11 protein-coding genes are annotated in these 17,775 nt (G+C 57.3%); 8 read left to right on the forward strand and 3 right to left on the reverse strand.

Annotation, left to right across the window (positions count from 1 at the left end; translation table 11 throughout):
* Window positions 1-262: 262 nt before the first annotated feature.
* Window positions 263-616, reverse strand: coding sequence for a DsrE/DsrF/TusD sulfur relay family protein (locus tag AC3ITF_RS09415; RefSeq protein WP_096756774.1), 354 nt, complete (start codon window positions 614-616; stop codon window positions 263-265).
* Between the two features lie 73 nt (window positions 617-689).
* On the opposite strand from AC3ITF_RS09415, the gene nasR reads away from it, so the two are divergent.
* The 7 genes from nasR (at window position 690) to AC3ITF_RS09450 (ending at window position 13,194) form a co-directional block, all read left to right on the forward strand.
* The gene (gene nasR / locus AC3ITF_RS09420; RefSeq protein WP_115258292.1) at window positions 690-1,871 is read left to right on the forward strand and encodes a nitrate regulatory protein NasR; all 1,182 of its coding nucleotides are present in this window, start codon (window positions 690-692) and stop codon (window positions 1,869-1,871) included.
* A 226-nt stretch (window positions 1,872-2,097) separates the two neighbouring features.
* The gene (locus AC3ITF_RS09425) at window positions 2,098-3,357 is read left to right on the forward strand and encodes a CmpA/NrtA family ABC transporter substrate-binding protein (protein WP_489176364.1); all 1,260 of its coding nucleotides are present in this window, start codon (window positions 2,098-2,100) and stop codon (window positions 3,355-3,357) included.
* A 1-nt stretch (window position 3,358) separates the two neighbouring features.
* Window positions 3,359-4,234: a nitrate ABC transporter permease gene (ntrB, locus tag AC3ITF_RS09430; RefSeq protein WP_117342905.1), complete on the forward strand. Its 876-nt coding sequence runs from the start codon at window positions 3,359-3,361 to the stop codon at window positions 4,232-4,234.
* A 9-nt stretch (window positions 4,235-4,243) separates the two neighbouring features.
* Window positions 4,244-5,032 carry an ABC transporter ATP-binding protein gene (locus tag AC3ITF_RS09435; protein WP_115258295.1) on the forward strand — a complete coding sequence of 263 codons (789 nt, stop codon included), beginning with the start codon at window positions 4,244-4,246 and terminating at the stop codon, window positions 5,030-5,032.
* 9 nt (window positions 5,033-5,041) lie between these two features.
* Window positions 5,042-9,109: a nitrite reductase large subunit NirB gene (gene nirB, locus AC3ITF_RS09440; RefSeq protein ID WP_489176365.1), complete on the forward strand. Its 4,068-nt coding sequence runs from the start codon at window positions 5,042-5,044 to the stop codon at window positions 9,107-9,109.
* Window positions 9,106-11,706, forward strand: a complete 2,601-nt coding sequence (locus tag AC3ITF_RS09445) for a nitrate reductase (protein WP_489176366.1) — start codon at window positions 9,106-9,108, stop codon at window positions 11,704-11,706. The genes nirB and AC3ITF_RS09445 overlap by 4 nt, the downstream gene beginning before the upstream one ends.
* 102 nt (window positions 11,707-11,808) lie before the next feature.
* Window positions 11,809-13,194 (forward strand): YchO/YchP family invasin, encoded by a 1,386-nt coding sequence (locus tag AC3ITF_RS09450; protein WP_137399960.1) that lies wholly within the window; start codon window positions 11,809-11,811, stop codon window positions 13,192-13,194.
* A gap of 19 nt (window positions 13,195-13,213) precedes the next feature.
* Here AC3ITF_RS09450 and narL read toward each other — a convergent pair whose 3' ends face one another.
* Both narL and narX read right to left on the reverse strand, forming a co-directional pair.
* Window positions 13,214-13,864, reverse strand: a complete 651-nt coding sequence (narL, locus tag AC3ITF_RS09455; RefSeq protein ID WP_003020756.1) for a two-component system response regulator NarL — start codon at window positions 13,862-13,864, stop codon at window positions 13,214-13,216.
* Complete coding sequence (gene narX / locus AC3ITF_RS09460) at window positions 13,857-15,653, reverse strand: nitrate/nitrite two-component system sensor histidine kinase NarX (RefSeq protein WP_135911912.1); 1,797 nt, start codon at window positions 15,651-15,653, stop codon at window positions 13,857-13,859. Before narX ends, narL begins: the two co-directional genes overlap by 8 nt.
* Before the next feature lie 339 nt (window positions 15,654-15,992).
* On the opposite strand from narX, the gene AC3ITF_RS09465 reads away from it, so the two are divergent.
* Window positions 15,993-17,384, forward strand: coding sequence for a NarK family nitrate/nitrite MFS transporter (locus AC3ITF_RS09465; RefSeq protein WP_115258300.1), 1,392 nt, complete (start codon window positions 15,993-15,995; stop codon window positions 17,382-17,384).
* Window positions 17,385-17,775 lie beyond the last annotated feature (391 nt).

Here is a 17,775-nt window from a genome sequence, read left to right on the forward strand (position 1 = left end):
TTTTCACCCCGTTCTTGAAAACAACGTACTTTCTGTCGAAAGTGCTGCGTGATGTTGTTCACATTTCACTCATGGCATAACACCAAAGGGGGAGGGACAGGATGCTGATTTTGATCAAAAAATGGCATAACGATTAAACAAAAATGACAAAATCCCTGAAAAGCGTTGAAAGGGCGTGCTTACGTTTAGCGTAACCGCGCCCTGGCAGATTAAATCTGGAAATATCCGGCTCTTTCAGTGCGCTTACCTGAAAAGTCGTCTATCAGAAGGTTAACACCTTATCCGCCGCTAACGTCCACTGGGCTAATTCCACCAATGTCCCGACTTCAACGCCGTCGATTAACGGCAGCGTGGTGATGCCACGACCATCGGTGCAGGTTTTGCACAGTTTCACTGGCACATTTTGTGCGGTCAGGATCTCCAGCATTTGCTGAATATTGTAGCCTTCCGTCGGCTTCTGCCCGCGTATTCCCGCCGTTACCGCGTCCGACATCAAAAAAAGTCGCAGATCGAGGCTGTCATCCTGTTCGCGCAGGGCAATGGCCAGACGCAGACTGTTAAATAACGATTCGCTTCCATAGGCCGCACCGTTCGCGACGATCACTATCTTTTGCATTTTGACTCCTGTTGTCAGGGGGGCATGGATATTGCTAGCTCTTTGGGAAAACCCGTTATCCGTGAGAGCAGAGATGATGACACATGCGCAAGACCCCGGTGCCACGCAATGGTTTCACCATGCACGTCAGCTTGAGAATACCCAGCTTCGCCAGTTGGCGCAGTCAGGCCAACTGGTGACGCGCATTAGCCATCTGGTGCATATGCTACAGTGCGAACGCGGTGCATCCAACATTTGGTTGTGCTCCCGTGGGGCACTTTACGGTCCGGAGGTCCGTGCCAGCCGCGCACTGGTGGATGAGGAATGTCGACAACTGCACGCGCTGTTTACGCAGCTTATGCCGCAGGCCAGCAGCACGCTATGCCATCGCATTGCCGGTACCGTCTGGTGCCTGGCGCAGTTGCCCGCATTGCGTGAAGCGGTCAGCGGGCAGGCGTTAGATGCGCAACAGGCCATGGCGCAGTACAACCGTGCGCTGCGGCATGTGCTCGGTATTGTCCCGCAACTTAATGACAGTATTGATGACCCCTACGTTGCCCGCGGGATGGTGGCCCTGTACAGCTTTATGCAGGGCAAAGAGCTGGTGGGGCAAGAGCGGGCATTGGGCGCGATTGGCTTTACGCTTGGCGAATTTGAGCCGCCTATGCGCCAGGCGCTGGTGGATCGGATCGACGGACAGCAGCCGTGCTTTGAAGCCTTTAGCTCACTGGCCTCACCGGCGCTGGTGCAGCATTTTCGCCAGCAGTGTGAAGCCTCTGGCACGATTGAACAGTTGCGTCGACAGGTCTGCACGCGACACCCGCAGGCCGATAACGGCGAAAGCACGCTGCGCTGGTTTACGTTGCAGACCCAGCGGCTGGAACGTTTACGCGACGTGGAGGAGAGGCTGATCGGCGAGCTGATGCAGGCCGTTGAGCGGCGTCTGGCGGAAGACGCCAACGCGCTGCCGCTCGATAACTGGCTTGACGATAGCGCCGATGACAACCTCTGCCTGCGTCGCGACAAACAGCTTCTGCTGCTGGTTCGCCAGCAGGCACGCCAGCTCGAGCAGATGAGCGGCCAACTGGCGTCGCTACAGGATACGTTAGAAGAGCGGAAGGTGATTGATAAGGCGAAAAGTGTACTGATGAATCATCACAATATGAGTGAGGAACAGGCCTGGCAACGGCTGCGCAAAATGGCGATGGATAAAAATCAGCGGATGGTGGATATCGCCCGTGCGCTGTTGACCGTGAAATCACTCATTCAGGGATAGCGGCTGCACAACAGACGAGCAGCCTCTGCCATATTCGGGTGCAAAATAACGTCACCGGGAGGTAAAAGCCGCTCAGCGCGCCAGCGAAATTCTGGCATCCGAATTGCATTCATCTCTACAGACAGTTTAGCAACAGACCAACGGCGGTTTGTCTGCTTTGAGGATAAAGGCGTCCTGCAATGCTTCGGCATTGCCGGGCGCTTTTTTTTTGTTATGGGGAGCATGTATGGATGACAGAACAGTTTTGCTAACGCGGCGGCGATTCCTGCAGGCCAGCGCCGCCATCGGGGGGGCATCCCTGATTTCCGGCCTGATGCCATCGGTGTGGGCTGCAGGGTCTGACGCGCCAGAAATGACCACGGTCAGAGTGGGCTTCATTCCCCTCACTGACTGCGCGCCGTTGGTGATTGCCGCGTTGAAAGGCTTTGATAAAAAGTACGGCATTACGCTGGTGCCCAGCAAAGAGGCCAGTTGGGCGGCGGTACGTGACAAACTGGTTTCCGGCGAACTGGACGCCGCCCACGTTCTGTATGGACTCTTGTACGGGCTGGAGTTGGGCATCGCCAGCAAACCGCAGGCGATGGCAAATCTGATGACGCTGAACCAAAACGGCCAGGCCATCACGCTGTCTGCTGCGCTGCAGGAGCAGGGGATCGCCGACGCGCCGTCGCTGAAAAAGCTGATTGCCGGGCAGGCGCCAGGAACCTACACCTTCGCGCATACCTTTCCTACTGGCACGCACGCCATGTGGCTCTATTACTGGCTGGCCAGCGCCGACATCAATCCGTTTACCGATATCCGTACCGTGGTGGTGCCGCCGCCGCAAATGGTGATGAACATGCGCATCGGCAATATGAGCGGTTTCTGCGTCGGCGAACCGTGGAATGCGCGGGCCATTAACGACCGCATCGGATTTACCGCCGCTACCTCGCAGGCAATCTGGCCCGATCATCCGGAAAAAGTGCTCGGCACGCGCCGGGAATGGGTGGAGAAGCATCCGCACACCGCCCGGGCGCTGGTCAGCGCCGTACTTGAGGCGTCGCGCTGGATTGACGCCAGCGAGGCCAACAAACGTGAAACGGCGCAAATCCTTGCCGGGCGCGCCTGGCTCAATACCAAAGCACAGTACCTGACCGGGCGCATGCTGGGCGAATACGACAACGGTGCTGGTCATCGCTGGCAGGACGCGCACCCGATCCAATTCTTTCGTGACGGAGAAGTCAGCTTCCCGTGGCACTCGGACGGCATGTGGTTCCTGACGCAGTTCCGCCGCTGGGGACTGCTTAAGCAGGCACCGGACTATGCGGATATTGCGGCCAGGGTCAACCGTGTTGATATCTGGCGCGATGCGGCGACGGCCGTAGGCGGCATAACCCCGCCAGCGCAGCTACTGCGTACCAGCACGCTGATGGACGGTACCGTGTGGGACGGTCGCGACCCGGAAGCGTATGCCAACCGCTTTACCCTCCACCGTAAAGGAGCCTGAGATGAAACAAAACACGCAACTAAAAACCCCTGAACCGGCTGTGGGTGAGGTGATCACGCTGGCTGCCGTGACGGTGAGAAAACGCAAAACGCCGGCCTATTTGTGGCTGCACGCGTGGGTCAGACGAGCCGTGCCCGCGCTGCTGGGGATGGGCCTACTGGTGGTGTGCTGGCAACTGGCGGCGATCAACAGCCAGGGATTTCCGACGCCGCTCAGCACGCTGGACTCGGCGCTAACGCTGTTTGCTGACCCGTTCTATAACAATGGGCCGAACGATATGGGCATCGGCTGGAACGTGCTGGCGTCATTGCAGCGGGTGGCCATTGGTTTTGGCCTCGCGGCGCTAGTCGGCATCCCGCTCGGATTTCTGATTGGCCGATTTACCTTCGCCTCACACATGTTTTCACCGCTGGTCGCGCTGCTGCGCCCGGTCAGCCCGTTGGCCTGGCTGCCCATTGGGTTGCTGCTGTTTCAAAAGGCGGAACCGGCCTCCAGCTGGACTATTTTTATCTGCTCCATCTGGCCGATGGTGATCAACACCGCCGAAGGGGTGCGCAGAATTCCTGACGATTATCTCAACGTCGCCCGTGTGCTCCAACTCTCCGAGTGGACGGTGATGCGCCGCATTCTTTTTCCCGCGGTACTGCCTGCGATCCTCACCGGTATGCGCCTGTCTATCGGTATTGCCTGGTTGGTGATTGTGGCCGCCGAAATGCTCACCGGTGGACTGGGCATTGGCTTTTGGATCTGGAATGAGTGGAACAACCTCAACGTCGAAAACATTCTTATCGCCATTGTCATTATCGGCGTCGTGGGCCTGCTGCTTGAGCAGGGGCTGATGCGGGTCGCCCGTCGTTTTAGCTGGCAGGAAAAATAAGGAGACAGCATGAAACCCATTATTCAGGTACAGGCAGTGAGCCAACGTTTTTCCACCGCCAGCGGCGAGTTTCTGGCGCTGCAAAACGTCTCGTTTGATATCCATGAAGGGGAAACGGTCAGCCTGATTGGTCATTCCGGCTGCGGGAAATCGACGTTGCTGAATCTGATCGCGGGCATCACGTTACCCACTGAAGGCGGCCTGCTTTGCGATAACCGCGAAATTGCCGGGCCGGGGCCGGAGCGGGCGGTTGTATTCCAGAACCATTCATTGCTGCCGTGGCTGAGTTGCTTTGACAACGTGGCGCTGGCGGTCGATCAGGTCTTTCGCCGCACCATGAACAAGGCCGAGCGGCGCGAGTGGATTGCGCACAATCTTGAACGGGTGCAGATGGGCCACGCGATGCACAAACATCCAGGCGAGGTTTCCGGCGGCATGAAGCAGCGAGTGGGTATTGCCCGTGCGCTGGCCATGAAACCCAAAGTGCTACTGATGGATGAACCGTTTGGCGCGCTGGATGCACTCACCAGAGCACATTTGCAGGACACGGTGATGCAGATCCAGCAATCGCTGAACACCACCATTGTGCTGATTACCCATGACGTCGATGAGGCGGTGCTGCTCTCTGATCGGGTGATGATGATGACCAATGGCCCGGCGGCCACGGTGGGCGAGATTCTGGCGGTAAATCTGCCGCGCCCGCGTAACCGCGTCCAGTTGGCGGATGACAGCCGTTATCACCACCTGCGGCAACGCATCCTCCACTTCCTGTATGAGAAACAGCCGAAGGCGGCGTAAGGGGGCGATATGACGCAACGACTGGTCATTGTGGGGCACGGCATGGCGGCGACGCGCCTGACCGAGGCGCTGCTGGCGTACAAGTGCAGCGACATCGCGATCACGCTTATCGGTGAGGAACCGCAGCTGGCCTATAACCGCATCCAGCTATCACCGGTGCTGGGTGGGGAGAAGACGTTTGCCCACACGCTACTTCATCCGCGTCAGTGGTATACCGACCACGGCGTGACGGTGCTGAGCGGGGAGCGCGTGCTGACCGTTGATACGATTCGCCGCCGGCTGACGACCTGCACGCGCCTCCTTGAGTGGGATGAGCTAGTTTTTGCCACCGGCTCGGTGCCGTTTATTCCGCCAATTCCTGGCGGTGAACAGGCGCATGTGCACGCGTTTCGCACGATGGCGGATGTAGAGGCCATCTTGCAACAACCAGGTCCGGTGGTGGTGCTTGGCGGCGGCGTACTCGGCGTGGAGGCAGCGGCAGCGCTACGGCTAAACTGTGACAACGTCACGTTAATTCATCGCGCCGAACGTCTGATGGAGCACCAGCTGGATCGGCAGGCCAGCGATCTGTTGCAGGCCCAGCTGACAGCGCGCGGTATTCGCTGCGTACTCAATTCCGGGATTACCTGCATTCAGGGAGATCGCGTCACATTGCTGGATGGTGAGCAGTTGGCCGCGCAGCGGGTGGTGATGGCGACCGGCGTCAAACCCAATATCCACCTGGCGCAGGAGAGCGGTGTGAGCTGCCAACGGGGGATCGTGGTGGACGCACAACTGCGTACCACCGTCGCAGGCATCAGCGCGGTGGGCGAGTGTTGTGAAATTAACGGCCAGACCTGGGGGCTGGTGGCACCGTGCCTGCAGCAGGCCGAGGTGCTGGCTGCACGCCTGGCAGGCCAGAACGGCGAGGGATTTCGTTGGCAGGATCGCGGCACGCGCCTGAAGGTGACGGGAATCGAACTGTTCAGCGCTGGGGTAACGGACGCCGAACCCACGGATACCGCGTTGAGTAGCTGGGATCCGCTCAGCGGACACTACCGCCGTCTGCTGATTCGCGACGGAAAACTCCATGGCGTGCTGTTAATGGGCAATTGCCGCAGCGCTGCGCCGCTCACCGACTTGCTGGATGCACACGCGCCGGCAAATTCCGCCTGGCTATTTGACCGCTTTGATACGCAGCCACCGGCTGCAGGACTGATGACGATGACAAAACCGACGCTGGCTGTTGTGGGACACGGTATGGTTGGCCACCATTTTCTCGAGCAATGCGTAAGCCGCAACCTGCATATGCAGTATCACATCGTGGTGTTCGGCGAAGAACGTTATGCCGCCTATGATCGGGTACATCTTTCCGAGTATTTCGCCGGGCGCAGCGCGCAGTCGCTGTCACTGGTGGACGAGGACTTCTTTGCGCGTCACGGTATCGAGCTGCGTCTTGCGCAGTGTGTGACGCAAATCGACCGTGAAGCTCGGGTTATCCGTACCGCCAGCGGCCATGAAACCCACTGGGATGCGCTGGTGCTGGCCACCGGATCGTACCCGTTTGTGCCGCCGGTAAAAGGCGGTGATTCCGCGGATTGTTTTGTTTACCGTACGCTCGACGATCTCGATGCCATTGCGGAAAAAGCGAAAAATGCCCGGCGTGGGGTGGTGATTGGCGGTGGGCTGCTTGGGCTGGAGGCGGCCAATGCGCTGCGCCAGCTTGGACTGGAAACACATGTCGTTGAATTCGCCGCGAACCTGATGGCGGTGCAACTGGATAATGCCGGCGCCGCTATGCTGCGCGAAAAAATTGAGGCGCTGGGGGTGGGGGTGCATACCGCAAAATCCACCCGCGAAATTGAGCGTACGCCAGACGGCCTGGTGCTGCATTTTGCCGACGGAGAGCGGCTGGACACCGATCTGGTGGTGTTTTCCGCCGGTATCCGCCCGCAGGATACGCTGGCTCGCAGCAGTGGCTTACACCTCGGCGATCGCGGTGGAATAAGCATTGATAGCCACTGCCGCACGTCAGATGATGCCATTTACGCCATTGGCGAGTGCGCGCTGTGGGAAGGGCGGATATTTGGACTGGTGGCGCCGGGCTATCAGATGGCGCGCGTTGCCGCCGCGCGGCTGGCCGGGGAAGAGGCCAGTTTTGGCGGGGCGGACATGAGCACTAAGCTCAAGCTGCTCGGCGTTGATGTGGCGTCATTTGGTGATGCGCAGGCGCGCACGCCGGGGGCGCAAAGCTATCAGTGGACCCACGGCCCGCAGCAAATCTACAAGAAAATCGTCGTCAGCGCCGACGGCAAAACGCTGCTGGGCGGCGTGTTGGTGGGCGATGCCAGTGACTATGCCACGCTACTGCAAATGATGTTGAACGGAGTGGTGCTGCCCGCACAGCCGGAATCGCTGATCCTGCCTGCCGTGGCGGGCGGCGCACCGAAAGTGCTTGGGGTGGCGGCACTCCCTGACGCCGCACAGATTTGTTCTTGTCATAACGTCAGCAAGGCCGATATCTGCCGGGCGGTCAGCGCTGGGGCGACGGATATCGGTGCAATAAAACAGTGTACCAAAGCGGCAACCGGCTGTGGCGGGTGCAGCGCACTGGTCAAACAGGTGATGGAGCATCAGCTGGCTGCGCAGGGTGTGGAGGTCAAAAAGGATATCTGTGAACACTTTCCCTGGTCGCGTCAGGAAATCTATCATCTGGTGCGGGTGAATCATATTCACACTTTCGAACAGTTGATTGCCCGCTATGGACACGGGCACGGCTGTGAAATTTGTAAACCGCTGGTGGGGTCGGTGCTGGCCTCCTGCTGGAATGAGTATCTGCTTAAACCTGCGCATCTGCCGTTGCAGGATACGAACGATCGCTATTTTGCCAACATTCAAAAAGACGGATCGTATTCGGTGGTCCCGCGCATGCCAGCGGGGGAGGTGACGCCGGATGGCCTGATTGCCATTGGTCAGATTGCTAAACGCTACCAGTTGTACAGCAAAATTACCGGCGGGCAGCGGGTTGATCTCTTCGGTGCGCGGCTTGAACAGTTGCCCGATATCTGGCGCGAGCTGGTCGAGGCGGGGTTCGAGACCGGGCACGCTTACGGGAAGTCGCTGCGTACGGTGAAGTCCTGTGTCGGCTCAACCTGGTGTCGCTACGGTGTTCAAGACTCAACCGGACTGGCGGTCACGCTGGAGAATCGCTACAAGGGCCTGCGCGCACCGCACAAAATCAAAATGGCGGTTTCCGGCTGTACCCGCGAGTGTGCCGAAGCCCAAGGGAAAGATGTCGGCGTCATTGCCACGGATAAAGGCTGGAACCTGTATTTGTGCGGCAACGGCGGCATGAAGCCGCGCCATGCCGATCTGTTTGCCAGCGATCTGGATGATGTCACGCTGATTCAGACCATCGATCGTTTCCTGATGTTCTACATCCGCACCGCGGACCGCCTGCAGCGTACCAGTACCTGGATGGACAATCTCGAGGGCGGTATTGATTACCTGCGCGAGGTGATCATGGACGATAGCTTAGGTATTGCCAGCGAGTTGGAACAAGAGATGGCGCGGGTAGTGGAAAGCTACCAGTGCGAGTGGCAAACCACGCTCAGCAGTCCGCAACGTCTGGCGCTGTTTCGCTCTTACGTCAACAGTGATGCCCCGGATGACGCCATCGCGCGTCAAGCCTTACGCGGCCAGCCGCAGTTGGCCCCCCCTGTACGCCATGCTCGTGAGACATTACCGGTGAAACCCTGGCAGGCGATCTGCCCGCTTGAGGCGATCCCGGAACAGGCAGGGATTGGTGCCCTACTGGGTGACCTGCAAATCGCACTCTTCCGTTTTGGTCAGTCGATTTATGCGCTGGATAATCGTGAACCCGGCAGTGACGCTCAGGTACTTTCGCGCGGCATTTTGGGGGATGTGGCCGGTGAGCCTGTTGTGATTTCGCCGCTGTATAAACAGCGCATTCGCCTGCGTGATGGTCGCCAGTATGACAGCGGCGAGCAGGCGGTACGCGCCTGGCCGGTGAAAGTGGTGGATGGAAAAGTGTGGGTGGGCAATCAGGCATTGATTCTGCGCGCGGAGGCCTCATGAGTGAGATACGTACCACATGTCCCTACTGCGGCGTCGGCTGTGGGGTGATCGCCCAGGTGAGCGAAAAAGGCGTTAACGTCCGGGGCGATCCTGACCATCCGGCAAACTTTGGTCGCCTGTGCGTCAAAGGCGCGGCGCTGGCGGAAACCACCGGGCTGAGCGGCAGATTGTTACAGCCGACGGTTGACGGGGCGAAGGTCAGTTGGTCGCAGGCGCTGGAAACCGCAGGCACGCGTCTGCGCAGCATTATCGCCCAGCACGGCCCGCAGGCGGTGGCCTTTTACGCTTCCGGTCAGCTACTGACGGAAGATTACTACGCGGCCAACAAGCTGATGAAAGGTTTTATCGGTGCGGCCAATATCGATACCAACTCGCGGCTTTGCATGTCGTCGGCGGTGACCGGCTATAAGCGGGCGCTGGGTGCCGACGTGGTGCCCTGCAGCTATGAAGATATCGAGTGTAGCGATCTGGTGGTGCTGGTGGGATCGAATGCCGCGTGGACGCATCCAGTGTTGTACCAACGGCTGGTGCAGGCACGACAAACTAATCCATTGTTGAAGGTGGTGGTTATCGATCCCCGACGTACTGCCACCTGTGATATTGCGGATCTGCATCTGCCGCTGCTGCCTGGCAGCGACGGTGGGCTGTTTGTGGGTTTGCTCAACAGAATTGCCACCGACGGTGCAGCGCTGGGGGATTTTGACGGGGCAACGGAAACGCTGGCTATCGCGCGTGACTGGGACGTGGCGCGGGTGGCGGAGTTTTGTGGGCTGGAGGTGGCGGAAGTCACCGCGTTTTATGACGCGTTTATGCAGGCGCCAAAGGCCGTCACGCTGTACACCATGGGCATTAACCAGTCCGCCAGCGGCAGCGATAAATGCAATGCGATCATCAACGTCCACTTGGCCAGCGGTAAATACGCCCGCGCCGGGTGCGGGCCATTTTCGCTGACCGGACAGCCAAACGCGATGGGCGGTCGCGAGGTAGGCGGGCTGGCGACGCAGTTGGCAGCGCAGATGAGTTTTGACCCGCAGGACCTGTCGCGCGTGGCCCGCTTCTGGGGTGCTGAGCGGCTGGCGCAAACGCCGGGGTTGATGGCGGTCGAGCTGTTCGAGGCTATTGGCAACGGCAAGATTAAAGCGGTGTGGATCATGGGGACTAACCCGGCGGTATCGTTACCGGACAGCCATGCCGTGTGTCAGGCGCTGGCGGCCTGCCCGCTGGTCATTGTCTCCGAGGTGGTGGCCGACACCGATACCAGTCGCTATGCCCACATTCGCTTTCCGGCGCAGGCCTGGGGAGAGAAGAATGGCACGGTGACCAATTCAGAGCGGCGCATTTCTCGCCAGCGCGCCTTTTTGTCCTCTCCCGGTGAGGCGCGTGCAGACTGGTGGATTATCGCCCAGATGGCTAAACAGTTGGGGTATGCCGGGGCGTTTAGCTGGCAAAACGCGTGGGAGGTCTTCTGTGAACATGCGGCGCTTTCCGGTTTTGAAAATAATGGGGAACGCGCCTTTGATATTGGTGCCCTGGCCGATATGACGTACGCGCAGTGGGAAGACATGACCCCGGTTCGCTGGCCGGTCAGTCGACGCGTAGCGCCGCTAAACCTCTGGCAGGGCTGGCACGCGAACCAGCGTTTGCGGCTGGTGCCGGTCACGCCGCAGGGGATGACCACCGCCTGTGATGCGCTCTATCCGCTGGTGTTAAACAGCGGACGTATCCGTGACCAGTGGCACACCATGACCCGCACCGGCACCGTTTCGCGCCTGATGCAGCACATCAGCGAACCGCTGGTCGAGGTGTCACCCGAGGACGCCGTACGATTTCAGCTGACCGGGGGAGCACTGTGTCGTATCAGTTCCCCGCGCGGGCTGATGGTGGGCAGGGTGGCAATCCAGCCAGGTCAGCGGGCGGGCAGCGCGTTTACCTCGATGCACTGGAACAACAGCTTTGCCCGTCAGGGCCGGATAAACGCGCTGGTCGCGCCGGTGTGCGATCCCCATTCCGGACAGCCAGAAAGTAAACAGACGGCGGTGCGTATCATGCCCTGGCAGCCGCAATGGCAGGGGGAGATGTTTAGCCGCCATCAATTAACACTGCCCGGTTTTGTCCATTGGTGGCGCAAAGCGGCGGACACGGTTTTTCGCTATACCCTGGCGGGTGACAGGGAATTCGCCAGCTGGCTATGCCAGTACTGCACGGTACAAGGCTGGCAAATCCAGCAGGCGCACTGGGGCCAGGGGCTGAATATCCTGGCCTGGCGGGAGGGGCAACTGATGCTGGGATTCTGGTCGGCGGCGACGCAGCCTGAGATTGACACCGTCACTATTCTCGCCGCGTTTGTGCGAGCGCCAGACAATGCTGAAATACGCCATGCGCTGCTGAGCGGCAAACCCGCAGGTATAGCGCCTGACGAGGGGGCGATAGTGTGCAGTTGTTTCAGCGTAGGCGAAACGGCAATCGTCCGTGCTATCACCGACGGTTGCCATTCGGTTCAGACGTTGGGGCAACAGCTGCGCTGCGGCAGCAACTGTGGGTCGTGCATCCCGGAGTTGCGTGCCTTACTGAAACAAACGGTAACGCTTAAAGAGTAAGGATATTCCTGAAAATTTGAGAAAAGGCTGCAAATTGCTGGCCTGAAAGGTATGGTTAACGGTCGAGAGACCTGATTTTAATGATGTAAAAGCCACGACGATTTGAGCCGTTTTTTCAGTTGTACACGTAGTATCCTCCTACTCTTGCCGCTGGCAGGCGGTACTGCCAGCGCGCAGTCTTCGTTTATCCAGCAGGCCGCCAACCCGTTTGACAACAATCATGATGGCTTACCCGATCTTGGCATGGCAGCGGAGTCCCGGGCCGGTGAAAAGCATTTTGCCGAAATGGTCAAAGCGTTTGGCGAAGCCAGCATGACCGATAATGGTCTTGATACCGGTGAACAGGCGAAGCAGTTTGCGTTTGGCCAGGTGCGTGACACGGTCAGTGAGCAGGTAAATCAACAACTGGAGTCGTTGCTTTCTCCCTGGGGTAATGCCAGCGTTGGGCTACAGGTGGATAACGAGGGTCGCTTTACCGGCAGCCGGGGAAGCTGGTTTATTCCGTGGCAGGATAATCAACGCTACCTGACCTGGAGCCAGATGGGGATAACCCAGCAAGATGAGGGGCTGGTCAGTAATCTGGGCATCGGGCAGCGCTGGGTACGCAACGGCTGGTTGTTAGGTTACAACACCTTTTATGACACTCTGCTGGATGAAAACCTGCCGCGCGGTGGCGTGGGTGCCGAAGCGTGGGGCGAGTATCTGCGCTTATCAGCCAATTATTACCAGCCGTTCTCGTCCTGGCAGGAACGTTCTGCGACGCAGGTGCAGCGCATGGCGCGGGGATACGATCTTACTGCACTGATGCGGGTCCCGTTTTATGAACATCTCAATACCAGCGTTAGCGTGGAGCAATACTTTGGCGACCAGGTCGATCTGTTTCATTCCGGAACCGGCTACCATAATCCGGTGGCGGTCAAGCTGGGGCTGAGCTACACGCCGGTGCCGCTGGTGACGGTGACCGCGCAGCATAAGCAGGGGGAAAGCGGGGTCAGCCAGAACAGCGTCGGTGTAAAGCTTAACTATCGCTTTGGCGTGCCGTTAAAAAAACAGTTGATGGTCAGCGAAGTGGCTGGCAGTCAGTCCTTGCGCGGGAGTCGTTATGACTTACCACAGCGTAACAATCTGCCGACGATGGAATATCGCCAGCGCAAAACTCTGGCTGTGTTTCTGGCAACTCCGCCGTGGGATCTCACGCCTGGCGAGTCGGTAGCGCTGAAGCTGGAGGTGCGCAGTCAGCACGGTATTCGCCACCTGACGTGGCAGGGGGATACGCAAGCGCTGAGTTTGACGGCGGGAACAACTACCCGGAGTGCAGAAGGCTGGACGATTATTATGCCAAAATGGGACAGCAGTGACGGGGCAACAAACCGCTGGCGGCTGTCGGTGGTGGTGGAAGACGAACAGGGTCAGCGTGTCTCTTCCAATGAGATCACGCTATCACTGACCGAACCGTTTAGCGCGGTGTCGGAAAATGATCCTCGTTGACGATAAGCAGCATTAAAAATTAGAAAATGCGTTCCTGATGCACCCATACCGCGGCTTCTACGCGTGATTTGAGCTTCATTTTCTTCAGCATATGCTTCACGTGGACTTTGACCGTGCTTTCGGTGATGTCTAGACGGCGGGCAATCATCTTGTTAGGCAGGCCCTGGGCAATCAGTTTCAGGATGTCGCGTTCGCGCGGCGTGAGCTGGGTGACATCGCGGTCTGAGGTGGCACGATTAGCACGCAGGCTGGCGGCCAGTACGGGTGTTAAAGCTTCGCTAAGCACCATTTCACCGGCGGCCGCTTGCTGTAATGCCTTCAGCAAATCTTCCGGTTCCATGTCTTTCAACAAATAACCATCCGCGCCGCGTTTCAGGGCGGTGACCACGTCTTCTTCATGATTGGAGACGCTGAATACGACGATGCGGCCGGACAGGGATTTTTCGCGCAGCTTATCGAGCGTTTCCAGACCGTTCATACCGGGCATATTGAGATCCAACAGGATCAGATCGGGATCAAGAGACTCAGCCAGCTCGATACCCTGCTCGCCATTACTGGCTTCGCCGACCACGGTAATATCGGGCGCCATACTGACAAGCTGTTTTACACCGGTTCGCAACATCGGATGATCATCGATCAACAGGATGGTTGCCGGTTCCAGATTACTCATGGGTATCTCCTTGGACTTCTGTGAAGTTTGTTTCGGGAATGAAAGTGACAGCAACTTCAGTACCGCCAGTCTCGCGACGGCGTACACGGCAATCGCCGCGCAAGCTTTGCGCACGATCGCGCATAATAATCATGCCGTAGTGGTTACTGCGTTCGGCGTTTTCCGGTACGCCGCAGCCGTTATCTTGCACTGTCAGTTTGACCTGCTTGCCATTTTGCACCACCGTCACCACAACGTCATCGGCGTGAGAGTGTTTCAGGGCATTACTCAGGGCTTCACGGGCAATTTGCAACAGGTGAATAGCCTGGTGCGAAGGCACCAGACGCGGTGGCAGCTGGTAATCCAGCTTCACCGTAAAACCAAATCGGGCGCTGTATTCCAGGCAGCTGGCTTCCAGCGCTGGGCGCAATCCAGGCTCCGTTAACTGCAAACGGAAGGTGGTTAACAGCTCACGCAACTGCACCCAGGACGTGTTCAGTTCATTACGAATTTGACTCAACAGGTCGCGGCAGTTTTCCGGCAGCGCCTCGCCTTGCATTTGCAAACAGCTGACCTGCATCTTCATACAAGAAAGCGATTGTGCAATAGAATCATGCAGTTCGCGTGCAATGGTGGCACGCTCTTCCATCACAATCAACTGCTGCTGACGCTCCTGCTGCCTGTCCAGCGCCAGCGTCGCGGTCAGTTGTTCAACCAGGGTATCAACCAGTTGCTGCTGGTCGTGGCTAAGATGACGTCCGTGCGGCAATGTGGCCAGCAGAATACCATACTGAGTATGCGCATCGGTCAGTCGCCATTTCAGTGTGATTCCGCCGTCAATGGCGGGCAGCGTGCCGCGCGGACACAGATGACACCCTTTTTCATCACAGCTGACGTTCGACTGACAGGTAAACTCCTGGTGATTATCTTCATCTTCCAGGTCGTACACCCGCAGTTCGATATCATGCAACAGCGTTAAATTTTGTAGCCCGTTGAGTACCGGGGAAAGACGTTCACACAGTGGTACCTGAGAGTGCAGACGGCGGTTGGCTTGCCACAGGAAGGAGAGGATCTGGTTTTTATGCTCCAGACCGGCGGTTTTCTCCTGCACCCGCTGTTCCAGTACCGAGTAACTTTCTGCCAGCTCTTCTGACATATTGTTCAGTGCCGATCCCAGGGCCGCCATTTCATTACGCCCGCTAATGCATGCGCGCTGGGTAAAATCACGTTGGCTGACGGCTCGCGCCATCGACAGCAGCTGTTTCCACGGTTCCAGCAGACGAACACGCAGCCAGATAATGGTGAAAACCAGCAGCAGTGCCATAAACACGGCCATCAGACGATGCAGCATCACCACGCGCTCAATACGCAATTCCGTGGTGTGGTCAAAGGCGGTCACCAGCTTATCCAGTCCTGCCACAAACTGCGTAACGTCCTCGGCAACGGCGTCCGCGTTTTGTGCATGTGATAGCCCTGGCGCCAGTTCGGTATGCCAGTAATCCTGTAACGCCTTCAGCTGTGCCTGTTGTCCGTCGCGCTTAGCGGCGCGCGTGAGTTCCGGGCTGAAGGCCGTTCTTTCCATCTCTTCCAGCAGCGGCTGGTCATTGGCATCCAGCGGAACCGCTGCCAGCAGACGATAGCTCTGCATACGCAGGGAGCCGGCTTTATTTATCGCATGCGCGCTGCCCTGAACGCCCTGAACCAACCAGCCGGAGACGGCCATACCTGCCACGCCGATTGCGGTGGACAGTAAAACAATCAGCGCTACCTGGTTGACCAGCGTAAGCGGAGAGAGACAACGTTTTAACATGGTGACTTCTTCCTTCAGGATTTCGTTGTAGCGAAATCCTTATGAATGACGATACTGCTGCAAGCAGTGGCGTTATTCTCAGCTATACACTGGAGTATACCCATACCTCAAACGGGCTACCCCTTAATTGCCGCAGGTGGGAGAGATCCCCGGCTGCGGGGAGTAGGGGGCGACAGAAGCGTGAAAAACCACATCTTTTTTAGCGATGTTATGTACTCATTTGGGGTAATGATAAATTTTAAGCACTAATAATGACATCTTTTCCTTTGATTTATATCAACTTACCTCTCGCTGTAAACCCTAATGTTGCAGGCATCGAAACAAGTATCAGAGGTGTCTATGAGTCACTCATCTGCCCCGGAAAGGGCATCTGGATCTGTAATTACAGAATGGCGGCCGGAAGATCCCGCCTTTTGGCAACAAAGAGGTCATCGTATTGCCAGCCGCAACTTGTGGATTTCCGTCCCTTGTCTGCTGCTGGCATTTTGCGTATGGATGTTATTTAGCGCCGTAGCGGTGAACTTACCGAAGGTTGGCTTTGACTTTACCACCGAGCAGCTGTTCATGCTGACGGCATTACCGTCGGTTTCCGGTGCGCTGCTGCGTGTTCCGTACTCCTTTATGGTTCCTCTGTTTGGCGGACGTCGCTGGACGGCATTCAGCACCGGTATCCTGATCATTCCTTGCGTATGGTTAGGTTTTGCCGTGCAAGATACCACCACGCCGTTTAGCACGTTTATTATCATCTCTCTGCTGTGCGGTTTTGCCGGGGCAAACTTTGCTTCCAGCATGGCTAACATCAGTTTCTTCTTCCCGAAACAGAAACAGGGCGGTGCACTGGGGCTGAACGGCGGTCTGGGTAACATGGGCGTCAGCGTGATGCAGTTGCTTGCGCCGCTGGTGGTCTCCTTGTCTATCTTCGCGGCATTCGGTAGCCACGGCGTTGAACAACCGGATGGCACGCAACTGTATCTGGCCAACGCCGCGTGGATTTGGGTACCGTTCCTGGCGGTGCTGACGCTGGCTGCGTGGTTTGGTATGAACGAACTGGCAACCTCTAAAGCGTCACTGAAAGAGCAATTACCGGTGCTGAAACGCGGACATCTGTGGATTATGAGTCTGCTGTATCTGGCAACCTTCGGCTCCTTTATCGGCTTCTCTGCCGGTTTTGCCATGCTGTCAAAAACGCAGTTCCCTGAGGTGCAGATCCTGCATTATGCCTTCTTTGGTCCGCTGATTGGCGCCCTGGCTCGTTCTGCTGGTGGGGCAATTTCTGACCGACTGGGCGGGACGCGTGTGACGTTGGTGAACTTTGTCCTGATGGCCATTTTCAGCGCCTTGCTGTTCCTTACGCTGCCAACAAACGGTGAGGGTGGCAACTTTATCGCCTTCTTTGCGGTGTTCCTGGCGCTGTTCCTGACGGCTGGGTTGGGTAGTGGTTCTACCTTCCAGATGATCTCTGTGATCTTCCGTAAACTGACGATGGACCGAGTGAAAGCCGAAGGTGGCTCCGAAGAGAAAGCGATGCGTGAAGCGGCAACCGACACGGCGGCGGCACTGGGCTTTATCTCAGCTATCGGCGCGATTGGCGGCTTCTTTATTCCTAAAGCGTTTGGTACGTCGCTGGCGTTAACCGGTTCGCCGGTGGATGCGATGAAAGTGTTCCTGATCTTCTATGTCGCCTGCGTGGTCATCACTTGGGTGGTATACGGACGTCATTCTAAAAAATAAAAAAGTAATGTACACAAAATCACTCAAACTGCATCACGGCGGCAAGTGAGAAATCCCCAGGAGCATACTCAAGTCTGTGACTGGGGAGAACGAGCACAGCCAACGCGGAAGCAGTTTGAAGGATGACGTGTAGGTTGATTATCCTTTGCGCGGTGTTAGACCGCGCTTTTTTTTGTCTGTAATTAGTTACAACATACTTATTTATCTACAGAGACTATCGTCTGTCAGAACGGTACACAGAAAGAGGCCTGCCAGGGGGGATACCCCTTAATACTCACTTGTAAAGAATTTAACATTTGTATGATGAGTTAATTTTAAAATCATATTTAAAATCAATTGATTACTGACTTTTACCTCATCCCACTTAAGGGGTATATAAAATTTAACCTCT

Source organism: Citrobacter sp. KH_055_1 (assembly GCF_057838705.1).

What these genes read in the sequence shown, in the direction of transcription:
- nasR (WP_115258292.1), top strand. Translation starts at nt 690, where the DNA reads ATGATGACACATGCGCAAGACCCCGGTGCCACGCAATGGTTTCACCAT.
- ntrB (WP_117342905.1), top strand. Translation starts at nt 3,359, where the DNA reads ATGAAACAAAACACGCAACTAAAAACCCCTGAACCGGCTGTGGGTGAG.
- AC3ITF_RS09435 (WP_115258295.1), top strand. Translation starts at nt 4,244, where the DNA reads ATGAAACCCATTATTCAGGTACAGGCAGTGAGCCAACGTTTTTCCACC.
- AC3ITF_RS09415 (WP_096756774.1), bottom strand. Translation starts at nt 616, where the DNA reads ATGCAAAAGATAGTGATCGTCGCGAACGGTGCGGCCTATGGAAGCGAA.
- AC3ITF_RS09445 (WP_489176366.1), top strand. Translation starts at nt 9,106, where the DNA reads ATGAGTGAGATACGTACCACATGTCCCTACTGCGGCGTCGGCTGTGGG.
- nirB (WP_489176365.1), top strand. Translation starts at nt 5,042, where the DNA reads ATGACGCAACGACTGGTCATTGTGGGGCACGGCATGGCGGCGACGCGC.
- AC3ITF_RS09465 (WP_115258300.1), top strand. Translation starts at nt 15,993, where the DNA reads ATGAGTCACTCATCTGCCCCGGAAAGGGCATCTGGATCTGTAATTACA.
- narL (WP_003020756.1), bottom strand. Translation starts at nt 13,864, where the DNA reads ATGAGTAATCTGGAACCGGCAACCATCCTGTTGATCGATGATCATCCG.
- narX (WP_135911912.1), bottom strand. Translation starts at nt 15,653, where the DNA reads ATGTTAAAACGTTGTCTCTCTCCGCTTACGCTGGTCAACCAGGTAGCG.
- AC3ITF_RS09425 (WP_489176364.1), top strand. Translation starts at nt 2,098, where the DNA reads ATGGATGACAGAACAGTTTTGCTAACGCGGCGGCGATTCCTGCAGGCC.